Here is a 26,481-nt window from a genome sequence, read left to right on the forward strand (position 1 = left end):
TTTTGGTTCGCTTTCACGACGTCCGCGTATGGACGACTCTCTTCGGACCGAGGCGGGGCTCCCGTCGTCGCAGCGGTGGGCGCTGCTCGCCGGCGTCTACGCGTTCGGCTGTGCGACCCTCACGGCGTTCGTGCTCTCCGACATGCTCGGCCTCTTCGCGGAGGTGATCGGCCTCCCGACCGCGTTCTCGATGCCGCTGCTCGCGACGCCGGCGCTCGTCGTCGGCGCGGTCGTCTGGTGGGCGCTCGTCGAGCGACCGGGGAGCCTCACCTACCCGCGCGGGGCCGCGTTCGGGCTGCTCACCGCGCTCGTCACCGGCGCCCTCTGGACGGTCCGGTTCGCGTTCGTCTGGGGGCCGGAGATGCTGACGGCCGGTCCCGTCCCGCTGCTCGTCGGGTTCGTGCTCGGCATGGTCGCCGTCGCGGGCGTCCTCGTCGGCCTCCCGATCACGTACGTCCGCCGTCGGAGCCGGCGGCGGTCGGACGCCGCCGCGACCGCTAACTCCTTGTGACCGGCGCGCACACCGATCGCCCATGGACGAGAACGGCGCTGACGCCGCCGGTTCCCCCGATTCGAACGCCGACCCGCTCGCCGACGCCGACGTCTACCGCGTGCTCGGGCCGGACGGGAGCCCCCTGCCGGACGCGACGGTCCCGGACCTCTCCGACGAGCGGTTCCGCGCGATCTACCGCGATCTGGTCGTCACGCGCCGCTTCGACGAGCGGGCGGTCAGCCTCCAGCGGCAGGGGCGGATCGGGACGTACGCGCCCTGCGCGGGACAGGAGGGGTCGGCGGTCGGGTCGACCCACGCGCTCGCCGACCGCGACCTGATAAGCTACCAGTACCGCGAGCACGGCGCGGTCGTCGTCCGCGACCTGCTCTCCGAGTACCTCCCCTACTGGATGGGTCACGAGTCCGGGACCGAGGCGATCGCCGACGGCAACGTGTTCCCGCTGAACATCGGCATCGGAGCGCACCTGCCGCACGCGGTCGGCGCCGCGTGGGCGTTCGACTACCGCGACGAGGACCGGGTCTCGGTCGCGCACTTCGGGGACGGCGCGACCAGCGAGGGCGACTTCCACGAGGCGATGAACTTCGCGGGCGTCTTCGACACGCCGACGCTCTTCTGCTGTCACAACAACGGGTGGGCGATCTCGATCCCCCAATCGCGCCAGACCGCGAGCGAAACCTTCGCCGAGAAGGCGACCGCCTACGGGTTCGACGGCGTCCGCGTCGACGGGATGGACCCGCTCGCGAGCTACGTCGTCACGCGGGAGGCGGCCGAGCGCGCCCGGGCCGGGGGCGAGGGACCGGCGGACGCGTCCGCCGACACCCCCCGCCCCGCCCTGATCGAGTTCGTCGAGTACCGATTCGGCGCGCATACCACCGCCGACGACCCGACCGCCTACCGCGACCCCGACGACGTCGATCCGTGGCGCGCGCTCGACCCGCTCGACCGCATGGAGGCGTTCCTGCGGGAGACCGGGCGGATCGACGACGAGGGCGTCGCGGCGATCCGCGAGGAGGCCGACGACGTCGTCGCCGACGCGATCGACGTCGCGGAGTCGATCGAGGCCGATCCGACCGACATGTTCGACCACGCGTACGCCGACCTCCCGCCCGAGATCCGCCGCCAGCGCGACGAGTTGCTCGCGGCGATCGACGAGCACGGCGAGGGGTCGTTCCACCGAGAGGAGTAGGCGCTGCGGAGCGCGACGCTACTTATAAATAGTCGCCCGCGGCCGCGGCCGCCGTTCGGCCGCTCTCCAGCGCGCCCTGGATCGACGACCACGCCGTGTAGTCGCCGGCGAGAACGACGGGGCCCTCGGGGTCGTCGGGGTCGGGGAGGTCGGCGTGGACGCCGGGCGGCTGCGCGAACTGCGCGAACCGGATCCGGTGGACGTCGAGCGTCTCTAGCCCGTCGAACCCGCGGTCGGGGTACCACGCTTCCAAGGCGTCGCGGACGTCGTCCCGGAGCGCGTCGGCGGGGCGGTCCAGCGACGCCTCGCCGAGGAACGTCGCCGCGAGCAGCGCGCGGTCGTCGGGGGCGTACTCGGGGGCGACCTCCGACATCGGTATCACGGCGTTGGGCGATTCGTCGGCCGCGTTGAGCAGGATCCGCTTCCCGGTCTCGAACGACTCGCCCGCGGGGAGCGCGTACCAGCCGGTGACGTTGGGAACGGCCTCGGTGGGGATCGACTCGACGCCGGTCAGCCGCCGGGCCTCCGGCGGAGTGGGGGCGACGACGACCGCGTCCGTCTCCCGCGTCGAGCCGTCCGCGAGCTCGACGGTGGCCCCCTCGGCGTCGGCGCGTCCCGTGCGGAACGGGATCCGCCCCTGGCCCGCAGTTCGGACCGATTCGACGTCCTCGCCGGTCTCGATCGTCACGCCCGCCTCGCGGGCGCGGGCGGAGAGCGTCTCGGGGATCGCCGTCATGCCCTCGGCGGGGACGCCGATGGCGCCGCGGCCCATCGCGCGGAACGTGTACTCGAACACCTGCTTCGAGGTGGAGAGGCTCCGGTCGAGCGTGATCCCGCCGTAGAAGGGCTCGACGAAGTTGGTCACGTAGTCGTCCGCGAAGCCCCAATCGCGGAGGTACTCGCGGATGGAGTCGTCCCGCCCGGCGAAGAAGTCGCCCTCGTCCCGCTTCGAGAGGTCGTACCGGAGCGCGAGCGTCCGGAGCTTGTCCGAAAACGAGACCTCGTCGTTCAAGAGCGAGGGGATCGCCCCGCGGGGATCGCGGAGGGGGTCCGAGAGGGTCGACCGCGATCCCGGCCGGCAGATCGTCGCGCCGGGAGCGAAGCGCCGGACGTCGAGGGCGTCGGCGTCGAGCTCGGCCGCGACCGCCGGGTAGCTCGTGAACAGCACCTGAAAGCCGCGGTCGATAGTGAACCCGTCGACGGTCTCGGTCCGCACGCGTCCGCCGACATCGGGCCGTCGCTCGTACAGCGTCACGTCGGCGCCCGCCTCGGCGAGCCGGGTCGCCGCGACGAGCCCGGCGAGCCCGCCGCCGACGACGGTGGCGTCTCCGTCCATACGCCCGATTCGGGTCGAGAGCTTATAAGCGGCGGCGAGTCGGACCCGACCCGGCGAGTGCCGACCGGCGAGTCGCGCCGGCGGGGCGGGAACCGGGCCGTCGCGCGCGCCGGACCGCGTCGGTCACACCGCGCGTCGGTCACACCGCCAGCCGGACGTCCGGTTCCGCGGTGAACGAATCCACGCACCGGTCACAGAGCCGCAGGTCGAGCTCTCTGGAGCCGGAGTCCGCCTCGAAGACGAGCGAAACGCGGCCGAAGGCGGGAGCGCCGCAGTGGGTGCATCGCCCCGCCCGCGCGTCGGGACCCGGCTCCGACCCCGACGGGTCTCGACCGCTCATGTGCACCGGGCGCGGCCGCCTGCCCTCTCGGCTGACGGTCGCGGTCCTTCGGTAATCGAAGCTCGTGTGATCGACCTCCGTCGCGGTCCCGACCCGGAAGTCGTCGTCTCGTTCGCGATCGCGGCGGCTCCCGCGGTCGCGGTCGATATAGCAGATGGCCGCCAAGTCATCAGTGCTCATTGATCTGTCGCGGAGTCGAATCAAACCGTACCCTGTCGGTGGCTTTCACGTACAAGCCGCTTTTATATACTTAATTAGCCGCGATTCCGACGCGCGTCCGGGAGGTCCAACGCGTCGTGGACGACGTTTCGCACCCCGCGCCGGACGCGCTCCGAGGCGGCCTGTTGGGTGATCCCGAGAGCCGCTCCGATCTCCTCTAAACTCGCGTCGCGCGGAACGTCGAAGTAGCCCCGCTCCGCGGCGGCGGAGAGCGCTTCGCGCTGCTCCGGCGTCCAGGGCTTCGACCCCCGGTCGGACCGTTGTTCCAGCTCGTAGATGCTGTCGATCCTGAACTCCGTGATGTCGTTGTCGGCGAGGTACTGGTAGAACTCGGCGACGTTCTGATGGTCGGGAAACCGGAGCCGCAGCCGCCAGAAGTCGTTCGTGCTCTTGCCTTCGAGCACCGCGCCGTCGGCGTCGACGATGCCTTTGACGACGTCGAGCTCGTCGGTCACCCACTCGACGCGGTAGAGGCGCTGGCGTTCCTCGGCGCCGTCGATCAGCAGCTCGTCGAGCACGGCGACCGAACGCGTCTTGTCGCTGGCCTCTAGCGACTCGGTGAGCGAGTCCAACGTCGCCGACTCCCCGGTGACCCACACGTACGGTATCACGCGGTCGCCGGTCGGAACGATGCGTTCGAGCTCGGCCTCCAGCGCGAGGTCGGCGACGAAGCCGCCGAGCTCGAAGCGGTCGACCGAGATGCCGAAGTCGACGAGGATGGTCATAGAACATGTTTCTAATACAATAGTTTATATGTTCCTCTCAGCAACAGTCACGGATCGGTACGGATCGGATCCGACCGACGGACCGCAGAGACCGGCTCCGAATCGGCGACGTCGCGCCCGTCCGCGCGTCGAGTGAGAAGCGATTAGTCGCCGCCGCCGCAAGGGTGCGTATGGAGTCGACGGAGACGACGACGGCGTTCCGCGGGCTGAAGAGTCGCGCGTCTGGCCGCGTTCACGAGACCGCGGACCCGACGGCGGTGTCGGCCGAGGAGCAGGCGCGCGGGCTCGACCCCGCCTACGACTACGACGCGGTCGACCCGGAGGCGCTGTTGGGGTCGCCCGAGGACGGCCCGGCGGGCGCGGGGCGCGGCCACTGGCGCTTCGACGCGCTGCTCCCGTTCCCGGCCGAGACGGCGATCTCGGCCGGCGAGGGCGCGACGCCGCTCGTCCCGACCGATCGGCTCGCCGACGAGCTCGACGTCGATTCGGTGTACGTCAAAGACGAGGGGCGGAACCCCACGGGGACCGTGCTCGACCGCGGCCTCTCGGTCGCGCTCACCGCGGTCGCGGCGCGGGCGGCCGAGGGCGCCGACGTCGAACCGCTCGCGTGCGCGAGCCCGGGCAACGCCGGGCAGTCGATGGCGGCGTACGCGGGCCGGGCCGACCTGCGCTCGTACGCGTTCGTCCCCTCGCGGTGCGCGTTCTCGAACAAGGCGATGACGAACGTCCACGGCGGCGACATGCGCGTGGTCGGCGGCCGGTTCCCCGCGGCGGCCGCGGCGGTCGACGAGCAGCTGGAGACCGACTACACCGACCTCGGCGAGTTCGCGACGCCGTACCGCCACGACGGCGCCAAGACGCTCGCGTTCGAGCTGGTCGCCGATCTCGGCGACGCGCCCGACGTCGTCGTCGTCCCCACCGGCTCCGGCGAGGTGATCGCGGGCGTGTACAAGGGGTTCACCGAGCTGGTGCGGGTCGGCGCGGTCGACGCGGTCCCGCGACTCGTCGCCGCGCAGGCGGCGGGCTGCGCGCCGATCGCGGCGGCGGTCGAGCGCGGCCTCGACGAACCGGAACCGTGGGAGACGCCCGACACGATCTGCGGCGAGCTGGAGATCGCCGACCCCGCGGGCGGCGCGGCCGCGGTCGAGGCGGTCACGGAGAGCGGCGGGACGGCGGTCGGCGTCGAGGACGAGGACGTGCTCGCGAGCGCGGTCGCCGTCGCCCAGAATGAGGTCATGGAGATGGGCGCTACCGGCGGCGCCGCGCCCGCCGGCGCCTGGGCGCTCAAGGAGGACGGGTTCTTCGACGGCGACGAGACGGTCGTGCTGGTCAACAGCGACGCCGGGCTCAAGACGCCTGACGTGCTGCGCAGCCACCTGATGGGACAGGGTATCTGAGCGCTGGGGCGGCGAGCGCGGCCGGCTGGCCTCCACGCGCCGCCGCGGTCGCCGACGTCGGCCGGGGAACCGTTTTTACGTCGGCCCGCGTACGTGAGAGTATGTACGTCCGCGACGCCAAAAACCGTGACGAGGCGTGGTTACTGGACGCGATCGAGCGGCTCGGGCTCGACGACGTCGCCTTCCGTTCGCGGGACTACGTGATCGCGGTCGACCAGGAGTCGGGCGACCGAGCCGGGTTCGGTCGGCTCCGGCTCCACCGCGGCGACGAGGGCGAGGAGAACCGGATCGAGCTCACCGGGATCGGCGTGCTCCCCGAGTGGCGCGGTCGCGGCGTCGGCGCGCACGTGGTCGAGCGCCTCGTCGACACCGCGGCCGCGGACGGGTTCGAGACGGTGTACGTCCTCACCGATCAGCCCGCCTACCTGACCCAGTTCGGCTTCGAGGAGGTCGACACCGACGAGCTCCCGCCGGCGCTCTCCGACCGGCTCGACGAGAAGCGAGAGTTCCTCGGCGGCGGCGTCGTCGGCCTGCGGCTCCCGGTCGACGCGTTCGAGATGCCGGACCGCTTCCGCGAGGCGTTCAAGGAGGCCGAGCCGGCGGAGTCGGCCGACGGCGACGAGACGGAGTCCCCCGAGGACTTCGGGATCGATCCCGAGTCGGCGACGTATAAGTACGACACCGGGCGGTGATCCGCGTCGAGGGCGCACCCGGAGCGCGGCCGCGACCCCGACCGCTTATCGCCCCGCCGGCCGACGACCGGATATGGACCTGATCGAGGCCGCGCGCGACGCGCTCGACGACGCGCACGTCCCGTACTCCGAGTACCGCGTCGGCGCCGCGCTCCGAACCGCCGACGGGACCGTCTACACCGGCTGTAACATCGAGAACGCGAACTACTCCAACAGCCTCCACGCCGAGGAGGTCGCGCTCGCGGAGGCGGTGAAGAACGGCCACCGCGAGTTCGACCGGATCGCCGTCACGTCCGGGGTGCGAGACGGCGTCACCCCCTGCGGGATGTGCCGGCAGACGCTCGCGGAGTTCGCGGCCGACGACCTCGTCGTCGTCTGCGACGAGGGCGACGGCGAGACGAGCGCGTACACGCTCGGCGAGCTGCTCCCGAACACGATCTCGGAGGGAACGCTCGACGACGCGAGGGACGTCTGAGGGCGGAGGGGAGGCCGAGCCGCCGGGCGGCGGATCGCGAGACGGAACTACTTTTAAACGGCTCGCCGAAGGGCGGAGACATGACCGACGAAAGCGAGACCTCCGCCGACGGCGCCGCGGGCGACAGCGAGGACCCCAACGACGAGGCCGGCTACCACGTCGAGGTGGGGCCAGACGACGTCGCCGACGCCGTGCTCCTCCCCGGCAACCCCGAGCGCGTCGACAAGGTCACGACGCTGTGGGACGACCACGACGAGGTCGCGCACCACCGCGAGTACCGCACCGCGACGGGCAGCTACGACGGCGCGCCGATCTCGGTGACGTCGACGGGGATCGGCTCGCCGTCGGCCGCCATCGCCGTCGAGGAGCTCGCCCGGGCGGGCGTGGACACGTTCATTCGAGTCGGCTCCTGCGGCGCGATCCAGCCCGGGATGGACGTCGGCGACCTCGTGATCACGACCGGTGCGGTCCGGCAGGAGGGGACGAGCGACGAGTACGTCCGCGAGGACTACCCGGCCGCCGCCGACGGGGAGGTCGTCTCGGCGCTCGTCGCCGCCGCGGAGCGGCTGGGCCACGACTACCACACCGGCGTGACGATGAGCGCCGACTCCTTCTACGCCGGCCAGGGCCGTCCCGGCTTCGAGGGGTTCGAGGCCGCCGGCTCAGACGAGCTGGTCGCCGAGTTGCGGGACGCGAACGTGAAGAACATCGAGATGGAGGCGTCGGCGATCCTCACGATCGCGAACGTGTACGGGCTCCGCGCCGGCGCGGTCTGTTCGGTGTACGCGAACCGCGTGACCGGCGAGTTCCGCACGGAAGGCGAGTCGCGAGCGGCCGAGACCGCGAGCCTCGCCGTGAAGCTCCTCGCGCGTATGGACGAGGTCAAGCGGGAGGCGAGCGCCGACCGCTGGCACGCCGGGCTCTCGCTGTAGACCGGAAAGCAGTCCCCCGGTCTCGTCGCCCTCACGGACGTTCCAAAGCGACTTTACCCGCGCACTGCGGAACGATAGGCATGAGTACACAGGTCGTCGTCGTCGGCTCCGGCTACGCCGGGGCGGGTGCGGTGAAGGCGTTCGAAGACGAGGTCGGCGAGGGCGAGGCGGAGCTCACGTGGGTCTCGGAGCACGACTACCATCTCGTTCTCCACGAGGTCCACCGGGCCATCCGCAACCCCTCGGTCGCGGACAAGATCACCATCCCGGTCGACGAGATCAAATCGCCCGAGACGGCGTTCGTGCAGGGGCCGGTCGTCAACGTCGACACCGACGAGCGCGTCGTCGAGACGGACGACGGGACGACCGTCGACTACGACTACCTGCTGCTCGGCGTCGGCTCCACGACCGCCTTCTTCGGCATCGACGGCCTGAAAGAGCACTCCCACCAGCTCAAGAGCCTCGACGACGCGAAGGCGATCCACGAGGACGTGCGGTCGGCCGCGGCCGAGGCGACCCGGTCCGACCCCGTCGAGGTCATCGTCGGCGGTGCCGGGCTCTCCGGCATCCAGACCGCGGGCGAGATCGCGGAGTACCGCGACAAGCACCGCGCCCCCATCAACATCACACTCGTCGAGGGGCTCGACGAGGTCTTCCCCGGAAACGACGCCCAGCTTCAGGGCGCGCTCCGCCAGCGGCTGGAGGACGCCGACGTGGAGATCCTCACCGGCGACTTCATCTCGAAGGCCGACGAGGACGCGGTCTACCTCGGCGGCGGCGGGGACGAGGAGGCCGAGGAGCTCGCCCACGACGTCTTAGTCTGGACCGGCGGGATCACGGGCCAGCCGGAGCTGGAGAACGTCGAGGTCGAGAAGGACGAGCGCTCCAACCGGGTCCACGCAGCCTCCGACTTCACCACCAGCGACGACCGCGTGTTCGCCATCGGCGACACCGCCCTCGTCGAGCAGGGCGACGACGACGTGGCGCCGCCGACCGCGCAGGCCGCCTGGCAGGCCGCCGAGGTCGCCGGCGAGAACCTCGCGCGGGCCGCCCGCGGCGCGCCCCTCCAGTCGTGGGAGCACTCGGACAAGGGGACCGTCATCTCCGTCGGCGAGAAGGCGGTCGCTCACGACGTGGTCGGGATGCCGATCAAGACGTTCGGCGGCACCCCGGCGAAGCTGCTGAAGAAGTCCATCGCGGTGCGGTGGATCTCGAAGGTCTCCTCGCCCGGGCGCGGCGTGAGCGCGTTCGGCGACATGTAGGCTCGGCGGTCACGACGTAGGCTCGGCGGTCACGACGTAGGCTCGGCGGTCACGACGTAGGCTCGGCGGTCACGACACCGGTCGAAGCGGCTTTTCGCGGTCACCGGCTTTCGACTTCGACAGCGGCGGCGCTCTGGCCGTCGGCGGGTCGAGTGTGAGAGCGGAAGAGAGGTGTCGCCGGCGAGACCGTTGATTTCGGCGGTCGTCAGTGCTCGGCGGGCTCGTCGGGGGCGCGCATGTCGTCGATGCGGAGGATGAGGATGTTCGCGGTGTCGTCTTTCCCGTCGACGGTTCCGTCGATGACGAGCTTCGAGAGCGGCGTGGGGCCGACGGTGACTGAGTCGCCCTCGTGGAAGCTCCGGACGGAGCCCTGGACGTGGATCTCGGCGCGGCAGAGCTCGGGGTGGTGAACGCTGGAGAGGTCGATCCCGTCGACGTTGACGCCCGTTACCTCCTCGCCCTCGTGGAAGATCGGGACGTCGGCCGGCTCGTCCATGCGCTGGATGTCGAGCGCCTCGTACGCGTTCGAGGTTGGCTTGTAGCCGCCCTTCGGACCGGGGACGCCCTCGACCAGCTGGAGCGCTTTCAGGCTCTGCATCTGGTTGCGGATCGTGCCGGGGTTGCGGTCGACTTCCTCGGCGATCGCCTCGCCCTTGACGGCGTCTTCCTGTTCCCCGTACAGGTTGATGAGGGCCGTGAGGATGCTTTTCTGACTCGACGTGAGCTCGATCGATGACATGGTCGCGAATAGATTGCGGCACCGCTTAAATGCGATGGAAGCCCATTATAAACGATCGTGCGAGATCCGCCGATCCGCGCCGTCGACGGCTACGATCCGTACGTCGACGGCTACGACCCGTACCGTCTGCGCAGCCGGACGTACGCGAGCGGGCTCGAGAGCGCGACGACGACGCCGACCCCGATCAGGGCCAGTCCGAGGTCGCTCACGAACAGGGCGATCCCGGCGCCGACGAGGCCGATCACCGCCCCGGTGAAGGCCACGGCGATCATGCCGCCGATCGGTTCGATGTCGCTGCCGCTGACGTCGGCGGGGTCGAACTCGGGAGGTGGCTCGTCGGCGGCGTCGCTTCCGGCGTCGTCCTCGTCGGCGGCGGCGGAACTGCCGTCGCCCTCGTCGACAGCGCCGGAACCGCCGTCGGTGCCGCTCATACCCGACGATCGGGACGCGGCGACAAAACCGTGTGCGATCGCGTCCGGCGGTCGGTCCGGCTGGACCCCCGCCATTCAAGCGCCGGGACGCCGCGTCCACTGGTATGACCACCGTCAGGATCATCGGCGCGCCGACCGACTACGGGGCGAACCGACGCGGCGTGGACATGGGACCGTCGGCCATCCGGTACGGCGGGCTCGCCGACCAGCTCGCGAGCGCGGGCGTCGAGACCGTCGACGCCGGCGACCTCGCGGTCCCGCGCGCGGAGGAGCGCGACCCGGACGCGGACGCCCCGAGCGGGGGGAAAGCGAAGTTCCTCGGGGAGACGGCCGACGTCTGCCGGCGCCTCGCGGACGAAGTGGGCGGAACGCTCGCCGACGGCGCCGTCCCGCTCGCGCTCGGCGGCGACCACTCGATCGCCATCGGGTCGCTCGCGGGGTCCGCGCGCGACGCCGACATCGGGGCCGTGTGGTTCGACGCTCACGCCGATCTCAACACGCCCTCGACGACCCCCTCGGGCAACGTCCACGGGATGCCGCTCGCGGCCGCGCTCGGCTTCGACGAGTTCGCGGGGTCGGAGTGGGCGAACGCGCCCGGGCTCACCCCGGAGAACGTCGCGCTCGTCGGGCTCCGCTCCGTCGACGAGTCGGAGGTCGAGGTCATCCGCGAGCACGGCTTCGCGGCGTACACGATGTCCGACATCGACGAGCGCGGGATCACCGACGTCACCGAGGAGGCGATGGCGACCGCGGGCGACGGCGTCGACGGCGTCCACGTCAGCCTCGACCTCGACTGGCTCGATCCCAACGAGGCGCCCGGGGTCGGGACGCCGGTCCGCGGCGGGGTGACCTACCGTGAGGCCCACAGCGCGATGGAGATCGTCGACGAGGCCGGCAGCCTCCGGTCGATGGAGCTCGTCGAGGTGAACCCGACGCTGGACCAGCACAACGAGACGGCCGAGCTCGCGACGGAGCTGGCGGCGAGCGCGTTCGGGAAGCGGGTGTTGTAAGGAGTGACCCGCGGCGGTCAGACCCCGCGGTCCAGCTCGTCGACGACGCGCTGGAGGTCGGCCTCGCGCTCGATCTCCCGTTTGATCTCCTCGCGGCGACGGACGGCCGCGGAGTCGGCGTCGTAGGCGCGGACGAACTCGGCGCGGGTGTGCTCGTCGAACGCGTGTCGGATCGCGAAGTAGCCGTCCGGGACGATCGTGCCGCACACCTTGCACTCGTGGCGCTGGTGGCCGTCGGTCTGGTGGACGATGGCCGACTCAACGTCGTCGAAGGCGGCGTCACAGCCGTCGATTCCGCACGTCCAGCGAGGCATGTGTTCCCGTCGCTCCCGCGGGGGATTAACCGTTTCCCCCGGCGGCGACGGGTCGTCGGCGCCGCCCGGGAGCGTCGGCGTCGGACGCGCTCGCTGTACCCCGCGCCGGAACCGGATCCGCTCGCCGTCGAACGATACCCCTTTGCTCGGGGACGCATATCGTGCATTCGTGACCCGATCGAGAACGCGCGTCGACGCCCACGTGAAGGTGCTCGACGACGACGTCGTGGCCCTCGCGAAGGAGCGGGGGATCGACGCGCTCGTGTACGCGCCACACTTCACCCGGCTCCGGACGGTCCAAGAGCGCGCGGGTCGGTACGCCGACGACGACCTGACGATCGTCCCGGCTCGCGAGGTGTTCACCGGCGACTGGGGGAACCGCCGGCACCTCCTCGTCCTCGGGCTGGAGGAGCCGGTTCCCGACTACATCACCTTCGAGGCGGCCATGGCCGAGTTCGAGCGACAGGACGCCGTCGTGCTCGTCCCCCACCCCGGCTTCGCCACCATCTCGCTGACTCGCCCGGAGATCGCGGCGCACGCCGAGCGGCTCGCCGCGGTGGAGACGTACAACACCAAGCTCCTCCCGCACCAGAACGGCCGGACGCGACGGATCGCGGAGGTGACCGATCAGCCCGGGTTCGGCTCCTCGTACGCGCACCTCCCCGGCACCGTCGGCGAGGCGTGGACCGAATTCGAGGGCGACTTCGACGACGCCGACGCGGTCGTCGACGCCTTCCGACAAGAGCGTCCCCGGACAGTGGTCCACCGCGGCGGGGTCCGCCACCAGCTCCGCGGGCTCCTCGAGTTCGCGCACCTCGGCTACGAGAACACCTGGGAGAAGCTCGACCGGCTGTTCCTCTCCGGCGACGAGCCGACCCTGCCGACGAACGTCGTGTACGAGGGTCGGTTCAACGACGTGAGCGTCTACTCCGGGACGCTCTCGGACTACCGACCGAAGTGACGCGGCCGCCGTTCCGCGATCGCAGAGAAGTGAGACGCCTCAGACGCCGAGCCCCGCCGCCGCCTCCGAGGCGGCCGCCGAGAGATCGAGGTCGAGCGTCACGACGTAGGTGTGGAGCGCCCAGAACGCCGCCAACTCCAGCGCCGTGATGACGACGGTGACGAGGTCGGCGTACTTGCTGCTCGTCGTCACGCCGGAGGGGAGGCCGTACTCCGTGTCCGACAGCGGGTGGAACAGCGCGATCCCCCGGCGGCTCCCGACGACGTCGAGGAGGTAGTGGGTCAACACGCCGATCCAGACGTACTGGAGGTTCCCGAAGACGATCGGGTACGCGACGAAGACGGCGAGCACCGGGAGGCTGTGGAGGGTCTTCCGGTGGCGACCGAACGCGGTGTCGACGTCGGGGAACAGCGCCCCCAGCACGATCGGCACGGTGATCTGGGCGGTGGTCCGCGCCGTGGCCATGTCGAGCCCGGGCTCGATGACGAAGCCGAGCCCGAGCGCGAGCAGCAAGGCGTTGAGGACGTGGCCGCGTTTGTTCATACCACCGGGTGGCTGGGGCCGTAAGTGAAACCTCCGGATTCGGGCGACCGGCGGAGGGCGGTCCAGCCGGTCGCGCGAGCGCGCCGTCCGTTTGACTCGGGCGCGCCGCCGGTCGAAAGAGCCACGGCGGACGCCGCCCAGCGGTCGGTATGGAGTACGAGGAGCCGAAGTTCTTCCACGTGATGCAGTACGCGGCCGCGGCCGACCGCGACGTCATCGACATGGTGAGCGGCAACCCCGACTGGGAGCCGCCCGCCGCGCTGCGGGAGGCGCTCCGCGAGTACGCCGACCTCCCCCCGGACGCCTTCCAGTACCCGCCGAGCGAGGGCCTGCTGGAGCTCCGGGAGGCGATCGCCGAGCGGCGGAGCGTCGACGTCGACCGCGTCGTCGTCACGAACGGGACCGGCGAGGCGAACTATCTCGCGATGGCGCGCGCGTTCGATCGGGACGCCGGCGACGAGGCCGTCCTCCTCGATCCGGTCTACCCGTACTACCCCGGGAAGGTGGACATGCTCGGCGGCGAGGCGGCGCTCGTCCCGACCGAGCGCGACGGCGGCCTCGACGTCGCGGCGATCCGCGAGGCCGCGAGCGCGGACACCGCGCTGATCGTTTTGAACACGCCGAACAACCCCACGGGAGCCGTGTACGACCTCGACGCGGTTCGCGAGGTCGTCGAGATCGCGCACGCGGTAGACGCCCTCGTCCTCGTCGACGAGGTGTACGACCACTTCGACCAGACCGGCCGCTTCGAGTCGGCGCTGACGCTGGACTCCGACCGCGTGATCGTCACCAGCGGCTTCTCGAAGTCGATGGCGATCACGGGCTTCAGAGTGGGGTACGGGATACTCCCGGCGGGCCACGTCGGCGACGCGAAGACGCGGCACATGCTCGTGAACGTCGCGGGCCCCCGGCCGTCGCAGTACGCGGTCCACCACGCGCTCGCGGAGACGCCGCCCGAGTACTACGCGGAGGCCCGCGAGCTGCTGGCGGACCGGGCGGACGCGTTCACCGACGCGCTCGACGCGGCCGGCGCGGAGTACAGCCGCCCCGAGGGCGCCTTCTACGTGCTGGCGCGCTTCGAGGGCTTCCCCGGGACGATGGCGAACGTGAAGCGGTTAGTCGACGAGGCCGGCGTCGCCGGGATGCCCGGCGAGGCGTTCGGCAGCGCGCGCGACGAGTGGATCCGGTTCGCCCTCGTCACCCCCCGCGCCGTGGAGGCCGCGGAGCGGCTGGCGGACTACTTCGGAGACTGATCCGCGGCGGATCGCGGTCGGCGCGTGCCTGCGAGGCCGCCTGGCGGCCGAGCAGCACGCGCGAGGGAGTCAGTCGCCCGGAGCGACGCGGAGGGCGACTGACGAGGCTGGGGAGGTTGAGGTGTGGGACGGTGCGGACGGGTGGGATTCAAAGGGGCAGGCGCGAGGCGGGCGGAGGCGACGCAAGCACCGTAAGGAGTGAGCGCAGCGAACGACTGAGGAGCGCAGCGAGCGTGCGCCCGCCTCGCGCCTGGGGCTTTGGCGGTGTTCTCCGTCGATCCCCGACCAGCGATTCAGTAACGTTCAACCGAAACGTACCGAACCGCGTCTAGCCGAAGTTCTCGACCTTCGCGGCGTCCGCGTCGCCGCCGGCGGCGTCGATTCCGGCCTCGGCGTCGGCCACCAAATCGGCGAAGCCGTACACGAAGACGGTCTCGCCGTCGACGCCCGTCAGCGCCTCGGCGACCGCGTCGTCGAGTTCCTCGTCGGCGTCGAGGAGGTGGATCGCGGCGCCGCGCTCCTTCAGCCGGTCCAAGCGGTCCGCGTGCGACACGTCGTCGTCGCGGTAGACGACCGCGGCCTCCGCGCCGTCGTCGAGCGCGCGCTCCGCGATGGCGACCGCCGGGCCGACGCCCGGGCCGCCCGCGATCACGACCGCTCGCGGCTCGCCGTCGTAGTGCTGGTCGCCGAACGGGCCCGAGAGCGTCATCTCCGTGCCCGCCTCCGCGTCGGCGAGGAACGCGGAGAACTCGCCGCCCTCCTCGGGATCGATGCCGACCGTGACCTCGAAGCTGTCCCCGACCGTGGGCGACGAGAGGGTGTAGAAGCGGGCGACCGACTCGCCGTCGATCTCGGTGCCGAGCCTGACGAACTGACCGGGTTCGGCGGCGAACCCGTCCGGCGCGTCGAACCGGAGGGCGTACGTGTCGCGGCCGACCGCCTCGACCGCGCTGACCGTCGCTGTCGTGTCCATACGACAGATCCGGTCGGCGGACACAAACGTGTTCCCGTCCGCGTCGGTGTTGCCCGCGTCTGAGACGACCGGCCGGTGACGGGCGCTCGGGATTCGACGAACGTCGAAAAACGACTGCGACGCAGAGGGTCGATCGTGAGGAAAAATGGAAAACGATCGTCCACCTGAGACGGTTTTAGATGGGAATTTTTTGTTGTATATCCATATATACGATTAAATATGGACGAATGTTTGAAAAGCCGCTGGTAGCTCCTTCCAGAAGTCTTTTGATGAGTCCGGCGAAACCTGCGACATAGCATGGCTGCGGACTTCAACTGGGCCGTCGGCGGGGAGGCCGGCGACGGCATCGACTCGACCGGGAAGATCTTCGCGCAAGCGCTCTCTCGGGCGGGTCGACACGTGTTCACGTCGAAGGACTTCGCCTCGCGGATCCGTGGCGGTTACACCGCCTATAAGGTGCGAACCTCCGTCGACAAGGTACAGAGCGTCGTTGACCGGCTCGACGTGCTCATCGCGTTGACCCCCCGGACCATCGAGGAGAACCTCGACGAGCTCCACGAGGGGTCGGTGATCATCTACGACGGCGAGCGGACCACGATGCAGGACGTCGAGATCCCCGGGGAGATGACCGGGATCGACGTCCCGCTCAAGCGGCTCGCCGAGGAGGCCGGCGGGGCGATCATGCGGAACGTCGTCGCGCTCGGCGCGGCCTGCGAGGTCGCCGAGTTCCCCATCGAGAACCTCGACTCCGCCCTGGAGAAGCGATTCGCGGACAAGGGCCAGAAGCTCGTCGACAACAACAAGGAGGCCGCCCGCGCGGGGCGGTCGTACGTCGGCGAGGAGTACGACCACGAGTTCGACTACGACTTAGAGACCACCGACGAGGACTACGTCCTCCTCAACGGCGACGAGGCCATCGGCATGGGCGCCATCGCCGCCGGCTGCCGCTTCTACGCCGGCTACCCGATCACGCCCGCGACCGACGTGATGACGTACCTCACCGGCCGGATCGAGCGCTACGGCGGCCACGTCGTGCAGGCCGAAGACGAGCTCTCCGCGATCAACATGGCGCTCGGCGCGGCCCGCGGGGGCGCGCGGTCGATGACCGCGACCTCCGGGCCCGGGATCGACCTGATGACGGAGACGTTCGGGCTCATCGCCACCTCGGAGACGCCGCTCGTCATCTGTAACGTGATGCGCTCCGGGCCCTCGACCGGGATGCCGACGAAACAGGAGCAGGGCGACTTGAACCAGATGCTGTACGGCGGCCACGGCGAGGTGCCGCGGTTCGTGCTCGCGCCGACGACCATCGACGAGTGCTTCTGGAAGACGGTCGAGGCGTTCAACCTCGCCGAGAAGTACCAGCTCCCCGTCTACCTCACCGCCGACCTCTCGATGGCGGTCACCGAGCAGACGTTCTCCCCGGACACGTTCGACATGGACGCGGTCGAGGTCGACCGCGGCTTCGTCGTCGACGAGGCCGACATCGACGACCACATGAGCGACTCCGGCGGCTTCCAGCCCCACGAGATCACCGACGACGGGGTGTCGCCGCGGGCGTTCCCCGGCACCGCCGACGGCGCGCACATGTCCACCGGGCTCGAACACGACGAGCAGGGCCGCCGGACCGAGGACACCGAGATGCGCGTCGCACAGGTCGACAAGCGCAACCAGAAAGTCGAGACGGCCCGCGAGCGCGAGGACTGGAGCCCGCGCGAGTTCGGCGACGCGGACGCCGACACGCTCGTGATCACGTGGGGGTCGAACGAGGGCGCGCTCGCCGAGGCGGTCGAGATGCTCGACGACGAGGGGCTCGACGTGCGGGTGCTCTCGGTGCCGTACGTCTTCCCGCGGCCGGACCTCACCGACGACGTCGAGGCCGCGGAGAACGTCGTCGTCGTCGAGTGCAACGAACAGGGGCAGTTCGCGGACCTGGTCGAGCACGACGTGCTCGCGCGCGTCGACCGCGTGAACAAGTACAACGGCGTGCGATTCAAGGCCGACGAACTCGCAGCGGAGATCAAAGCGACCCTCGCGGAGGGGGCGGAGGCGTAACCAATGAGCTCAGACATTCGATTCACCGATTTCAAGTCCGACAAGCAGCCGACGTGGTGCCCGGGATGCGGCGACTTCGGCACCATGAACGGGATGATGAAGGCCCTCGCGGAGACGGGCAACGACCCCGACAACACCTTCGTCGTCGCCGGCATCGGCTGTTCCGGCAAGATCGGCACGTACATGCACAGCTACGCGCTCCACGGCGTTCACGGACGCGCGCTTCCGGTCGGGACCGGCGTCAAGATGGCCCGCCCCGACATCGAAGTGATGGTCGCCGGCGGCGACGGCGACGGCTACTCCATCGGCGCGGGCCACTTCGTCCACGCCGTCCGGCGCAACGTCGACATGACGTACGTCGTGATGGACAACCGCATCTACGGGCTGACGAAGGGGCAGGCGTCGCCCACCTCGCGCGAGGACTTCGAGACGTCAACGACCCCCGACGGGCCGAAGCAGCCCCCGGTCAACCCGCACGCGCTGGCGCTGGCGTCGGGCGCGACGTTCATCGCGCAGTCGTTCTCCTCCGACGCGCTCCGCCACCAGGAGATCATCCAGAAGGCGGTCGAGCACGACGGGTTCGGCTTCGTCAACGTCTACTCGCCGTGCGTCACTTTCAACGACGTCGACACGTACGACTACTTCCGCGACTCGCTGGTCGACCTGAAGGAGACGGACCACGACCCGACCGACCGCGGCGACGCGAAAGACGTCATCCTCGACTCCGAGAAGGAACACCAGGGCGTCATCTACCAGAACGAAGAGTCGGTGCCGTACCACGAGCAGCACGGCGTCGACGAGGACATGTCGGTCATCCCGGACGGCGCGCCCGAGGGCGCGACCGACCTCGTCCGCGAGTTCTACTGACGCCGCCGTCCGTCTTCGCGACCGATTTTTTTGACGACCGGCGACCGCCGAAGCGCCCGACATTCCGACCTCGGCCGAGAGCCAAATTCCGGCGACGGAGCCGGCTCACGCCCTGTTCGTGACCGGTTTCAGCAAGCCTAATTACGTGGGTCCGAATTACATTGTATATGGTTGATCGCTACGACGTCGTTATCGCGGGCGCCGGACCAGCGGGGGCGCAGTGCGCCCGCGACCTGGCGACACGCGACTACGACGTCGTCGTTCTCGAAACGGAGCCGGAGGCCGAGTTCCCCCGCCAGAGCAACAAGTCGACCGCGGGGACCTTCCCGTCGATGATGTCGGCCTTCGGGATCCCCGACGACGTCGTGATGTCGTACACCGACGACGTGGTCCTGGAGTCGCCGAACAGCTACTACGAGAGCTACCAGCCCGGCGCGGTCTTGGAGTTCGCCGACTTCAAGCGCTTCCTCGTCGAGGACGGCCGCGAGAACGGCGCGGAGTACCGGTTCGACTCGCGCGTCTCCCGCCCGATCCTCGACGACGACGGGGTCGTCGAGGGCGTTCGGTACGACGGCGACGAGGAGGTGTACGCCGAGGTGGTGGTCGATGCCACCGGCCCGGCCGCGCCGATCGCGAGCGCGCTCGACGTGGTCGACCTCGAACGGGAGAACCAGGCGATCGGCATCGAGTACGAGATGGAGGGCGTCGAGATGAACCACCCCGAGTACGCCGACCTGCGGCGGGCGATGATGCTCCGGCTCGACCACGACATCGCCCCCGGCGGCTACTCGTGGATCTTCGCGACCGGTGAGGACACCGCGAAGGTCGGCATCTGTTACATCCAGAACGACCGCCACCGCGAGTTCGCCGAAGAGGGGAAAACCGTCGACGGCTACCTCAACGACTGGATCGAGCGCGATCCCCGGTTCGCGGACGCCGAACAGATCGACGACACGATCCACCGCGGCTCCGCGCACATCCAGATGCCCGACGAGATGCACACCGACCGGTTCCTCGCGATCGGCGACACCGTGCCCACCATCGACCCGCTGTGGGGCGAGGGGATCCACAAGGGGATGAAGTCGGCCCGCGCCGCGGCCGCCACCATCGACCGGTGTCTCACCGACTCGGAGCGGCGCCTCGACGCCGAGAGCCTCGCCGTCTACGAGCGGCTCTGGCACCGGGACGTGGCCCCGCGGATGCGCGCCCGGCTGATGCTCACCCGACTGCTGTACCTCGCGCCGAACGAGCGGTACGACCGGTTCATGGAGGACCTCCGCCGGACCGACGACAACACGCTTGAACAGGCGAATCAGGGGAACAAGGCCGCGATGGCGAAGCTGCTCCACCTCGACGACCTCCCGTTGTTGACGAAGTTCGCCCGGGAGCGGTGGGGCGCGTAGGTCGCTCGGTTTAGAGGTCGGCCGCGTCGCGAGAGACCGCTGCCGCTCCGTCTACCGCTCGTCGATCGGAACGATCTCGGCGCTCTCGGGGCCGGTGTACCGGGCGCGCGGACGGATGAGGCGGTTGTCGGCCTGGTACTCGACCATGTGGGCGATCCAACCGCCGGCGCGGCTCATCGCGAAGATGGGCGTGTACATGTCGACCGGGATACCGAGCGAGTCGTAGACGGAGCCGGAGTAGAAGTCGACGTTCGGCGCGATACCTTTGTCTAACAGTCCTTCGTCGGTGAGGTACTCCTCGATCGCGGTGGTGTAGTCGAGCCACTTCGTGTCGCCTGACGACTCGGAGAGGTCCCGCAGCTTCTCCTGGAGGATCTTCGCCCGCGGGTCCTTCACTTTGTACACGCGGTGGCCGAAGCCGGGGATGCGCCGGCCGTTCTCGCGGGCGTCTTTCACCCACGCGACCGGGTCCTTCGCGGAGTCGTCGATCTCGTAGAGCACTTCCATCACGTCTTGGTTCGCGCCGCCGTGGAGCGAGCCGGAGAGCGCGCCGATCCCCCCGGTGACGCCGGAGTAGACGTCGGCCAGCGTCGATCCGATCACCATCGCCGTGAACGTCGAAGCGTTGAGCCCGTGGTCGGCGTGGAGCGTGAGGGCCATGTCGAACGTCTCCTCGCTGACGGCGTCGGGCTCTGTGCCGGTGAGCATGTAGAGGAAGTTCCCGGCGTACGAGAGGTCCGGGTTCGGGGCGAGCGGCGCCTCGCCCTGACGCGCGCGTTCGAAGGCCGCGAGGACGGTGGGGACCTTCGCCGTGATCCGACGGCCCTGCCGGCGGGCCGTCTCCGTGACATCGTCGTCGTCCGTGTCCGCGTCGGGGTCGTACGCCGACAGCATGGAGGTCGCCGTCCGGAGGGCGGCCATCGGCCGCTCGCCGGCGTCGGCGACGGTCCGGACCGTCTCGAGGACGTCGTCGTCGACGGCCCGCTCCGCGGCCAGGTTCGCGGCGAACGCGTCGAGCTCCTCGCGCGTCGGCAGCGAACCGTGCCAGAGGAGGTACAGCACCTCCTCGTAGCTCGCGCCGCGAGCGAGGTCCTCGATGTCGTACCCACGGTACACGAGCTTGCCGGCCTCGCCGTCGACGTGGCTCAGCTCCGACTCCGCGACGAGGACGCCTTCGAGCCCGCGCTTTAACTCGTCTGACATGCAGTGACGTTCCGACCACCGCCAAAAAAGCGTTATCTTTCAGGAGGGATGAAGTTCGACGATCGACGAACATCGGGGAGTCGAACGACGCCGATATCGGCGGGCGAGACGCGGCGTATCGGCCGCGTCAGCGAGCCGGAACGACCGTCACGGTTCGCTTGCGGTCGATCGCGTCCTCCAACTCCTCGGCGATGGCCGAGCCGCGGGACACCTGCACCTCGCCGCCGCGCCCCACGGTGGCGGTGAACAGGTACTCGCCGTCCGCGCGCACCTCCACCGTCTCGCCGACGCCGTCGTCGACGTCGATGACGACGTGCCGGGACGTGATCTCCGGCTGGACGACGGTGCCGCGCTCCTCGCCGACCTGTCCGCCTCGGCCGTCTCCCCCTCCGGCCGCGCCGCGGCTGCCGGCACCGGTGCCGCGCGAATCCTCCGGCTTCTCGTCGTGGGTGCGGACGTCGATCTCGATGCCGAGCCGGTTTTCGATGTCGCTGATGCGGCCGCCCCCCTTGCCGATGACGGTGCCGATGTCGCCCTCGGAGACGTACACGACCGCCTCGTCGTTCCCCCTGAGCTCGACGTCGACGTGGCCGTGCGCGACCGAGCGGATCTCGCGTTCGATCTCCTGTTTGGCGATGCGACCGACGCCGGTCTCGCTCTCGCCTTCGCCGTCCTCGTCGTTCAGCGGGACCGTGACGACCTGTCGGTTGAACGTGTAGATCTCGTACTCCGGACGGCCGGTCTCGAAGTTCGACACCTGGATGACCGGGCGGGCGAGGTCCTCGGCGGTGAGTCCGGCGGGCACCTTCACCTCGGTCGTCACGTCGTAGACCGTGTGGACCTCGCCGGCCTCGATGTACACCACGGTGTCGACGATCTGGGGGATCATCCCCAGCTCGACGCGGCCGACGAGCCGCTGGAGCGCGTCGATGGCGCGGGAGGCGTGGACGACGCCGACCATCCCGACGCCTGCCATCCGCATGTCGGAGAACACCTCGAAGTCGTTCGTCTTCCGCACCTCGTCGTAGATGGTGTAGTCGGGGCGGACTAAGAGGAGCGAGTCGGCCGTGTTCTCCATCTCGCCGCCGAGGGCGCCGTACTGGGTGATCTCCGGGCCGACCTGGAGGTCGCGCGGCTTCTCCATCGTCTTCACGGCGTAGTCGCTGTCGTTGAGGAACTCCGCGACCGCCTGCGCGAACGTCGACTTCCCGGCGCCGGGCGACCCGGAGATCAGGACGCCGCGCTTCCGCTCTTTGAACCGCTCGCGGAGCTCGTCGGCGAACTCGTAGTCGTCGAGCGTCGTCTTCGCGATCGGGCGGACCGCCGTGACCTCGATCCCGTCCGCGAACGGCGGTCGCGCGACCGCGATCCGGTAGTTCCTGAACTGGACGATGTCCAGGCCGTCGTCGGAGAGCTCGATGAACCCCTCGTTGGACTGGCGGGCCAAGTCGACGATGGCGGTCGCCCACTCGTCCATCTGCGCCTCGCTCGTCGGCTCCTCGTCGATGATCTCGTACCGCATCTCGCCGAGGGCACCGCGCTTCGCCTTCGGCTTCGTCCCCGTCTTGAGGTGGACCGACATCGTCTCGTCGGTGAAGAACTCCTGAATCGGAAGCTCGTCGACGACGCCGCGGGCGACCGGCTCGACGTACTCGACGTCGATCCCCTTCGCGCGGGCGACCTCCGCCTGGACGATGTCGCTCGAGAGGAGCGTCGCGTCGTGGTCGGCCGCGATGTCGCGGATCAGGGCGTCGACGTCGCCCTCGTGGGCGTGCGATCGGGCGTCCCCGTCGGCGCGCTCGCCGACGTACCGGAGCTCGATCGTCCCCTCGTCGGCGAGGTCGGCGAGGCGCTTGAGCTCGCTCAGGCCGTCCCACCCCGACTCCAGCCCGTCGTTCGCCTGCGACTCCAGCTCTCCGACGACGGCCTCGGGGACGAGGACCGTCGCCCCCTCGTAGGTTCCGTCCGCGACGCGTTCGGACACGCGGCCGTCGACGACCGCACTGGTGTCCGGTACTACGTTCATACCGTGGTTCCGGGCGGGAGCGGTATAAGCGTGTTCGACCCGCGCGGCGTCCCGCTTTGCAGGGCCGAACCAGCGCCGCGGCCGCCGGGGCGCGACCGCTCAGTCGTCGGCCGCCGCCCGCGACTCGCGCTCCGATCGCAGCCGCCGGGCGTACTCGGTGAAGTTGTCGAACAGGCCCTTCACCTCGCAGGCGGCCTCGTGCGCCGACGGGGTGATGCCGTCGAGAACGGCGTCGACCCGGCGGTCGCCGAGCCGCTCGCGTTTCCCCTCGGTGACCTCGCGGGCGGTGTCGACGTCGTACTCCGGGTGGAACTGCACGCCCCAGCAGTGGCCGTCGCGGAAGGCGTGGACGCCGTGGTCGTTCTCGGCGAGCAGCGTCGCGCTCGGCGGGAGGTCGATCACCGCGTCGCCGTGGGTGGTGAACGCCGTGAACTCCTCGTCGATCCCGTCGAACAGCTCGTCGTCGCCGCGCCGACGCACGGCGTTGTACCCGATCTCGAAGCCGTCCATCCCCGCCACGCGCCCGCCGAGCGCCTCCGCGAGCACCTGGTGACCGTAACAGACGCCGAGCACCGGGACGCCGGCCTCCGCGGCGTCCGCGACGTAGTCCACGAGCGCGGGGATCCACGCCTCGTCCCAGTAGACCGACGACCGCGAGCCGGTGACCACCACGCCGTCGAAGTCGGTGTGGTCGGGAAGGTGTCCGTCGACCGCGTCGAACTCGACGAGGTCGGCGTCGAGCTCCCGTCGGAAGTTCCGCCGGGTGTCGGCGCCGTCGTGGGCCGCGTTCAGCAGGGCGAACCGAAGCCGTGTCATTGCCCGCACCGAGGCGGGACGGACGCAAAACGGTTGCGGCGGCGGGAAGCGCTACCGGCGTCCGGGAGGGGTCGATCCGAGGGGACCGAACGAGTCACCCGGAGAGCGGGTCGGCGCCGTGCTCCGCGAGCCACCCGGCCAGCGCGTCGTTGACCGCGGCCGACGCCTCGACGCCGACGAAGTGCCGCGCGCCCTCGACCACGTGGAGCTCGCCGCGGGGGAGCCCCTCCGCGAGCGTCTTCGCCGCCGACACCGGACAGACGGCGTCGTCGGTCCCGTGGACGGCGAGCGTCGGCGTCGTGACCTCGTAGAGCCGGTCGGCGACGTCGAACGATTCGACGGCCGCGCGGTGCGCCTCGAACGTCTCGCGGTCGGCGTCCTCGGCGAGCCGCCACTCGGCGATCCGCGGGAGCGCGTCGGGGTGCGCCTCGCGGAAGTCGACGGAGAGCAGGCCGTGGAGGGATCCCTCCACCGCCGCCGGGTCGGTGGGATCGGCCCACACGCCGTCGGGGTTGTAAGCGTCGCCCGCGGGCGGCGTGCCGACGACCGTCAGGCTCGCCGGGCGCGAGGAGGCGAGCGCGGCCGTGAGCGCGACCATCCCGCCGAGGCCGTATCCGACGAGGTGGGCGTTCCGGATCCCCTCCGCGGCGCATACCGCGTCGACGTCGGCGGCGAGGCCTTCGACCGCGTACGGGCCGGGCGGCGCGTCGGACCGGCCGACCCCGCGCGTCTCGGGCGTTATCACCGTGTGCGGCCCCGCCAGCGCGGCGTGCTGCCAGCCGAACTGCCAGGCGCCGAGCCCGACGTCGCCGCAGAACACGACCGCCTCGTCGGGATCGCCCGCGTCCGGCGCGTCGACCTCGTAGCGGACCGAGACGCCGCCGTTGTTCGCGTGTGGCATGGTGAACTCGCGGGTGGGTTAGGCCTCTTGGAGGCTCCGAAGGACGTCCGGCGCCGCCGCGAGCGCGTCGTCGAGGGCGTCGACGTCGGGGCCCCCGCCCTGCGCGAAGTCCGGGGGTCCGCCGCCGCCGCCGCCCACGCGGCCGGCGAGGTCGGCGACGACCTGTCCGGCGTTGACGTCGACGCCGTCGGGGACGCCGACGACGAAGCTCGCGGAGCCGTCCGCCCCGCTCCCGACGACCGCGACCTTCCCGTCGTCGACGTGCGCGTTCGCGGTCGGCGCGAGCTAGTCGGGCGTCGCCGTCGAGCCGCTGGATCACGCGCGGCACCGCCCACGTTGACCTCCTCGGGCGTCGGCGCCGCCGGAGGCCGCGCGGCGGCGGCTCCTCTTTCAGCGACTCGATCTCCTTGCCGCGCGCCTTCACTCCTCGAAGAACCGCTCGGCCCGTCTCGGGGATGTCTGAGCGGGTCGACGTCGAGCACTGCTCGCGGCGGTCGTACAGCGCGTCCCCTCGTTGCGCTGGGTGCGCCTCGAATCGCCGCGGCCGACCGCGGCGAATACGAGTCCGCTCGACGCCGTCCTGGACGGGTTCCGTCTTCAGCACTTTGGGACGGGCCGATCTCGCCGTCCGGTCGGACGTGAGTGCCGCGCACGCCTGCACGTCGGGCGTCGCCGACGGGATCAGCCGGACGTTCGTTCCGGCGGACAACCCCCGGCGTATAGAGGTCGAAGCCGTGTTCGGCCTCGGGGCCTCGTTGCGGTCGGGCCACTCCTGGCGCACGGGCACGTCGTCGCGGACGAGCGTCGTTGGCGACGCGCTCGATCCGCTTGACGTCTCGCGGGGTGATCCGCTGTGTGGCGGACGTCGAGCCGGCGAGGAGTCGATCCCATTCTGGCGCGCCGGGCCTGCCGGACGTATGTTCGGCCGAGCACTTCGCTGGGCGGCGTGGCCGATCAGGGGTGGCGTCGCCGGTGTGGTGCGCTGGAGTCGGTCGGCGGCGGCGCCGTCGTACCTGGCCCTTGGACGAACTCCCCCTTGCCGGGGGGTCGGCGTGGTTCGATGGAGCACGACGCCACCTTCCTCCTGCACGGTCGACGACTTGTCGACCGTGCGTCTCGCGGCGGTGAGGCTGCCCGCGATCGCGGGCCTGTCCGCCGCCCTCGGGGGTAGAACATCGTGCTGGTCCAAGACGACGTCGTAGCCGTCTCGCGCTCGAAGACGTCGAGGACGAGGCCTCGAACTGCGGTCGGCCCTGGTCGTACGTAGAACCGCTTCTCCGTCTCGGGGAGTCGCCTGAGCCCGGCTCGTCGGCCGCGTCTTCCGCCTCGTCGGCGTCCGCCTCGTGGCGGTCGGCACGAGCCGTAGAAGTCGTCCGGCACGTCGACCCGTCGCGCCCCGCTCGGCCGCGATGTCGGCGACCATGTCCGGCTGGATCCCGTGGGAGTCGTACAGCTCGAGGGAGCGTCTCGGTCGGGGATCGGTTCGGCCGGTGCCGGCGTACTCCGTCTGCGAGCGACGCCACCTGCGGGAGCCGGCGTTCGAGCGGTCTCGCGGTATTCCGCTCCTCGGTGGGAACGATCTCCGCGGATCGTGTCGGCGGTTCTCGTAGCCGAGGCGCTCGGCTGCATGTCGAACGAGCTCGTCGAGCGGGGCGGTCGACGTCGACCTCGTCGACGAGCCGCTTCGTCCGCCGGAGCACCATCGGGCGAGGAGCCGCGTGCCGGACGTTCGGAGACGTCCCGTCGCCGAACATGTACGCGAGCGTCCGCGAGTGGTCGGGGCGGATCGCGGTAGATGGATTCGAGGGGCTCGACGGAGCTCGCGGAGCCGGTCGACGGTCGGACGGTCGAGCCGGTCGGCGATCTCGCCGCGAGCGTCTCCACGGCGTCGATCTCTTCTCTTTTTTT

Annotated in this window: 25 protein-coding genes and 1 pseudogene; 13 read left to right on the forward strand and 13 right to left on the reverse strand. The window is 70.4% G+C overall.

Features of this window, described 5'->3' with window-relative positions; genetic code table 11:
• Window positions 1-28: 28 nt before the first annotated feature.
• Entirely contained in the window at window positions 29-511 is a 483-nt protein-coding gene (locus DJ82_RS00295) for a hypothetical protein (protein WP_094558522.1), read from the forward strand.
• A 22-nt stretch (window positions 512-533) separates the two neighbouring features.
• On the forward strand, window positions 534-1,700 hold the full coding sequence (locus tag DJ82_RS00300) for a thiamine pyrophosphate-dependent dehydrogenase E1 component subunit alpha (protein WP_094580786.1): 1,167 nt from the start codon (window positions 534-536) through the stop codon (window positions 1,698-1,700).
• Window positions 1,701-1,722: 22 nt separating this feature from the next.
• Here the strand turns inward: DJ82_RS00300 and DJ82_RS00305 are convergent, their stop codons facing one another.
• From DJ82_RS00305 to DJ82_RS00315, 3 genes are all read right to left on the reverse strand, one after another.
• Window positions 1,723-3,036, reverse strand: coding sequence for an NAD(P)/FAD-dependent oxidoreductase (locus tag DJ82_RS00305; protein ID WP_094580787.1), 1,314 nt, complete (start codon window positions 3,034-3,036; stop codon window positions 1,723-1,725).
• Window positions 3,037-3,175: 139 nt separating this feature from the next.
• A complete protein-coding gene (locus DJ82_RS00310; protein ID WP_094580788.1) occupies window positions 3,176-3,556 on the reverse strand; it encodes a hypothetical protein in 381 nt (126 codons plus the stop codon).
• A 74-nt stretch (window positions 3,557-3,630) separates the two neighbouring features.
• On the reverse strand, window positions 3,631-4,320 hold the full coding sequence (locus DJ82_RS00315) for a helix-turn-helix domain-containing protein (RefSeq protein WP_094524589.1): 690 nt from the start codon (window positions 4,318-4,320) through the stop codon (window positions 3,631-3,633).
• Between the two features lie 170 nt (window positions 4,321-4,490).
• Here DJ82_RS00315 and DJ82_RS00320 point away from each other — a divergent pair, with 170 nt between their 5' ends.
• From DJ82_RS00320 to DJ82_RS00340, 5 genes are all read left to right on the forward strand, one after another.
• Entirely contained in the window at window positions 4,491-5,717 is a 1,227-nt protein-coding gene (locus DJ82_RS00320) for a pyridoxal-phosphate dependent enzyme (protein ID WP_094558526.1), read from the forward strand.
• A gap of 101 nt (window positions 5,718-5,818) precedes the next feature.
• Complete coding sequence (locus tag DJ82_RS00325; RefSeq protein WP_094524591.1) at window positions 5,819-6,409, forward strand: GNAT family N-acetyltransferase; 591 nt, start codon at window positions 5,819-5,821, stop codon at window positions 6,407-6,409.
• Between the two features lie 73 nt (window positions 6,410-6,482).
• On the forward strand, window positions 6,483-6,884 hold the full coding sequence (gene cdd, locus DJ82_RS00330; RefSeq protein WP_094524592.1) for a cytidine deaminase: 402 nt from the start codon (window positions 6,483-6,485) through the stop codon (window positions 6,882-6,884).
• A gap of 80 nt (window positions 6,885-6,964) precedes the next feature.
• A complete protein-coding gene (locus tag DJ82_RS00335; RefSeq protein ID WP_094558528.1) occupies window positions 6,965-7,816 on the forward strand; it encodes a nucleoside phosphorylase in 852 nt (283 codons plus the stop codon).
• An 80-nt stretch (window positions 7,817-7,896) separates the two neighbouring features.
• Complete coding sequence (locus DJ82_RS00340) at window positions 7,897-9,078, forward strand: NAD(P)/FAD-dependent oxidoreductase (RefSeq protein ID WP_094580789.1); 1,182 nt, start codon at window positions 7,897-7,899, stop codon at window positions 9,076-9,078.
• A gap of 205 nt (window positions 9,079-9,283) precedes the next feature.
• On the opposite strand, the gene DJ82_RS00345 is transcribed toward DJ82_RS00340, so the two are convergent.
• Complete coding sequence (locus DJ82_RS00345) at window positions 9,284-9,817, reverse strand: Rrf2 family transcriptional regulator (protein WP_094525408.1); 534 nt, start codon at window positions 9,815-9,817, stop codon at window positions 9,284-9,286.
• Window positions 9,818-9,927: 110 nt separating this feature from the next.
• Window positions 9,928-10,248, reverse strand: coding sequence for a hypothetical protein (locus tag DJ82_RS00350; protein ID WP_094526636.1), 321 nt, complete (start codon window positions 10,246-10,248; stop codon window positions 9,928-9,930).
• Window positions 10,249-10,352: 104 nt separating this feature from the next.
• On the opposite strand from DJ82_RS00350, the gene rocF reads away from it, so the two are divergent.
• Window positions 10,353-11,258, forward strand: coding sequence for an arginase (gene rocF, locus DJ82_RS00355; RefSeq protein ID WP_094525406.1), 906 nt, complete (start codon window positions 10,353-10,355; stop codon window positions 11,256-11,258).
• Between the two features lie 17 nt (window positions 11,259-11,275).
• On the opposite strand, the gene DJ82_RS00360 is transcribed toward rocF, so the two are convergent.
• Window positions 11,276-11,572, reverse strand: a complete 297-nt coding sequence (locus tag DJ82_RS00360) for a hypothetical protein (protein WP_092561897.1) — start codon at window positions 11,570-11,572, stop codon at window positions 11,276-11,278.
• Window positions 11,573-11,741: 169 nt separating this feature from the next.
• On the opposite strand from DJ82_RS00360, the gene DJ82_RS00365 reads away from it, so the two are divergent.
• A complete protein-coding gene (locus DJ82_RS00365; RefSeq protein ID WP_241881348.1) occupies window positions 11,742-12,533 on the forward strand; it encodes a PHP-associated domain-containing protein in 792 nt (263 codons plus the stop codon).
• A gap of 39 nt (window positions 12,534-12,572) precedes the next feature.
• On the opposite strand, the gene DJ82_RS00370 is transcribed toward DJ82_RS00365, so the two are convergent.
• Window positions 12,573-13,076 carry a metal-dependent hydrolase gene (locus tag DJ82_RS00370; RefSeq protein WP_094525404.1) on the reverse strand — a complete coding sequence of 168 codons (504 nt, stop codon included), beginning with the start codon at window positions 13,074-13,076 and terminating at the stop codon, window positions 12,573-12,575.
• A 149-nt stretch (window positions 13,077-13,225) separates the two neighbouring features.
• On the opposite strand from DJ82_RS00370, the gene DJ82_RS00375 reads away from it, so the two are divergent.
• Window positions 13,226-14,329, forward strand: coding sequence for a pyridoxal phosphate-dependent aminotransferase (locus DJ82_RS00375; RefSeq protein ID WP_094558531.1), 1,104 nt, complete (start codon window positions 13,226-13,228; stop codon window positions 14,327-14,329).
• A 328-nt stretch (window positions 14,330-14,657) separates the two neighbouring features.
• Here DJ82_RS00375 and DJ82_RS00380 read toward each other — a convergent pair whose 3' ends face one another.
• Entirely contained in the window at window positions 14,658-15,302 is a 645-nt protein-coding gene (locus DJ82_RS00380) for an FAD-dependent oxidoreductase (RefSeq protein ID WP_094580790.1), read from the reverse strand.
• A 297-nt stretch (window positions 15,303-15,599) separates the two neighbouring features.
• On the opposite strand from DJ82_RS00380, the gene DJ82_RS00385 reads away from it, so the two are divergent.
• The 3 genes from DJ82_RS00385 (at window position 15,600) to DJ82_RS00395 (ending at window position 19,627) form a co-directional block, all read left to right on the forward strand.
• Window positions 15,600-17,357, forward strand: a complete 1,758-nt coding sequence (locus DJ82_RS00385; RefSeq protein WP_094558532.1) for a 2-oxoacid:acceptor oxidoreductase subunit alpha — start codon at window positions 15,600-15,602, stop codon at window positions 17,355-17,357.
• A gap of 3 nt (window positions 17,358-17,360) precedes the next feature.
• Window positions 17,361-18,224 (forward strand): 2-oxoacid:ferredoxin oxidoreductase subunit beta, encoded by an 864-nt coding sequence (locus DJ82_RS00390; protein ID WP_094525400.1) that lies wholly within the window; start codon window positions 17,361-17,363, stop codon window positions 18,222-18,224.
• A gap of 167 nt (window positions 18,225-18,391) precedes the next feature.
• Window positions 18,392-19,627: a digeranylgeranylglycerophospholipid reductase gene (locus tag DJ82_RS00395; RefSeq protein ID WP_094525399.1), complete on the forward strand. Its 1,236-nt coding sequence runs from the start codon at window positions 18,392-18,394 to the stop codon at window positions 19,625-19,627.
• 51 nt (window positions 19,628-19,678) lie between these two features.
• Here the strand turns inward: DJ82_RS00395 and citZ are convergent, their stop codons facing one another.
• The 5 genes and pseudogenes from citZ to DJ82_RS15085 all read right to left on the reverse strand — a co-directional run.
• Window positions 19,679-20,830, reverse strand: a complete 1,152-nt coding sequence (gene citZ / locus DJ82_RS00400) for a citrate synthase (protein ID WP_094580791.1) — start codon at window positions 20,828-20,830, stop codon at window positions 19,679-19,681.
• A gap of 127 nt (window positions 20,831-20,957) precedes the next feature.
• Window positions 20,958-22,856 carry a PINc/VapC family ATPase gene (locus tag DJ82_RS00405; RefSeq protein ID WP_094580792.1) on the reverse strand — a complete coding sequence of 633 codons (1,899 nt, stop codon included), beginning with the start codon at window positions 22,854-22,856 and terminating at the stop codon, window positions 20,958-20,960.
• A gap of 99 nt (window positions 22,857-22,955) precedes the next feature.
• Window positions 22,956-23,672, reverse strand: a complete 717-nt coding sequence (locus DJ82_RS00410) for a type 1 glutamine amidotransferase (protein WP_094580793.1) — start codon at window positions 23,670-23,672, stop codon at window positions 22,956-22,958.
• Between the two features lie 94 nt (window positions 23,673-23,766).
• Window positions 23,767-24,573 (reverse strand): alpha/beta fold hydrolase, encoded by an 807-nt coding sequence (locus DJ82_RS00415; RefSeq protein WP_094580794.1) that lies wholly within the window; start codon window positions 24,571-24,573, stop codon window positions 23,767-23,769.
• Window positions 24,574-24,591: 18 nt separating this feature from the next.
• Window positions 24,592-24,774: pseudogene (locus DJ82_RS15085) on the reverse strand (DHHA1 domain-containing protein); the annotation flags it as partial.
• Window positions 24,775-26,481 lie beyond the last annotated feature (1,707 nt).

The organism is Halorubrum sp. Ib24 (assembly GCF_002252745.1).
Taxonomy (GTDB): domain Archaea; phylum Halobacteriota; class Halobacteria; order Halobacteriales; family Haloferacaceae; genus Halorubrum.

What these genes read in the sequence shown, in the direction of transcription:
- DJ82_RS00380 (WP_094580790.1), bottom strand. Translation starts at nt 15,302, where the DNA reads ATGGACACGACAGCGACGGTCAGCGCGGTCGAGGCGGTCGGCCGCGAC.
- DJ82_RS00295 (WP_094558522.1), top strand. Translation starts at nt 29, where the DNA reads ATGGACGACTCTCTTCGGACCGAGGCGGGGCTCCCGTCGTCGCAGCGG.
- DJ82_RS00375 (WP_094558531.1), top strand. Translation starts at nt 13,226, where the DNA reads ATGGAGTACGAGGAGCCGAAGTTCTTCCACGTGATGCAGTACGCGGCC.
- DJ82_RS00315 (WP_094524589.1), bottom strand. Translation starts at nt 4,320, where the DNA reads ATGACCATCCTCGTCGACTTCGGCATCTCGGTCGACCGCTTCGAGCTC.
- DJ82_RS00345 (WP_094525408.1), bottom strand. Translation starts at nt 9,817, where the DNA reads ATGTCATCGATCGAGCTCACGTCGAGTCAGAAAAGCATCCTCACGGCC.
- DJ82_RS00320 (WP_094558526.1), top strand. Translation starts at nt 4,491, where the DNA reads ATGGAGTCGACGGAGACGACGACGGCGTTCCGCGGGCTGAAGAGTCGC.
- DJ82_RS00310 (WP_094580788.1), bottom strand. Translation starts at nt 3,556, where the DNA reads ATGAGCACTGATGACTTGGCGGCCATCTGCTATATCGACCGCGACCGC.
- DJ82_RS00390 (WP_094525400.1), top strand. Translation starts at nt 17,361, where the DNA reads ATGAGCTCAGACATTCGATTCACCGATTTCAAGTCCGACAAGCAGCCG.
- DJ82_RS00300 (WP_094580786.1), top strand. Translation starts at nt 534, where the DNA reads ATGGACGAGAACGGCGCTGACGCCGCCGGTTCCCCCGATTCGAACGCC.
- DJ82_RS00410 (WP_094580793.1), bottom strand. Translation starts at nt 23,672, where the DNA reads ATGACACGGCTTCGGTTCGCCCTGCTGAACGCGGCCCACGACGGCGCC.
- DJ82_RS00360 (WP_092561897.1), bottom strand. Translation starts at nt 11,572, where the DNA reads ATGCCTCGCTGGACGTGCGGAATCGACGGCTGTGACGCCGCCTTCGAC.
- DJ82_RS00335 (WP_094558528.1), top strand. Translation starts at nt 6,965, where the DNA reads ATGACCGACGAAAGCGAGACCTCCGCCGACGGCGCCGCGGGCGACAGC.
- DJ82_RS00325 (WP_094524591.1), top strand. Translation starts at nt 5,819, where the DNA reads ATGTACGTCCGCGACGCCAAAAACCGTGACGAGGCGTGGTTACTGGAC.
- DJ82_RS00370 (WP_094525404.1), bottom strand. Translation starts at nt 13,076, where the DNA reads ATGAACAAACGCGGCCACGTCCTCAACGCCTTGCTGCTCGCGCTCGGG.
- rocF (WP_094525406.1), top strand. Translation starts at nt 10,353, where the DNA reads ATGACCACCGTCAGGATCATCGGCGCGCCGACCGACTACGGGGCGAAC.
- DJ82_RS00415 (WP_094580794.1), bottom strand. Translation starts at nt 24,573, where the DNA reads ATGCCACACGCGAACAACGGCGGCGTCTCGGTCCGCTACGAGGTCGAC.
- DJ82_RS00340 (WP_094580789.1), top strand. Translation starts at nt 7,897, where the DNA reads ATGAGTACACAGGTCGTCGTCGTCGGCTCCGGCTACGCCGGGGCGGGT.
- citZ (WP_094580791.1), bottom strand. Translation starts at nt 20,830, where the DNA reads ATGTCAGACGAGTTAAAGCGCGGGCTCGAAGGCGTCCTCGTCGCGGAG.
- DJ82_RS00305 (WP_094580787.1), bottom strand. Translation starts at nt 3,036, where the DNA reads ATGGACGGAGACGCCACCGTCGTCGGCGGCGGGCTCGCCGGGCTCGTC.
- DJ82_RS00385 (WP_094558532.1), top strand. Translation starts at nt 15,600, where the DNA reads ATGGCTGCGGACTTCAACTGGGCCGTCGGCGGGGAGGCCGGCGACGGC.
- DJ82_RS00395 (WP_094525399.1), top strand. Translation starts at nt 18,392, where the DNA reads ATGGTTGATCGCTACGACGTCGTTATCGCGGGCGCCGGACCAGCGGGG.
- DJ82_RS00405 (WP_094580792.1), bottom strand. Translation starts at nt 22,856, where the DNA reads ATGAACGTAGTACCGGACACCAGTGCGGTCGTCGACGGCCGCGTGTCC.
- DJ82_RS00350 (WP_094526636.1), bottom strand. Translation starts at nt 10,248, where the DNA reads ATGAGCGGCACCGACGGCGGTTCCGGCGCTGTCGACGAGGGCGACGGC.
- cdd (WP_094524592.1), top strand. Translation starts at nt 6,483, where the DNA reads ATGGACCTGATCGAGGCCGCGCGCGACGCGCTCGACGACGCGCACGTC.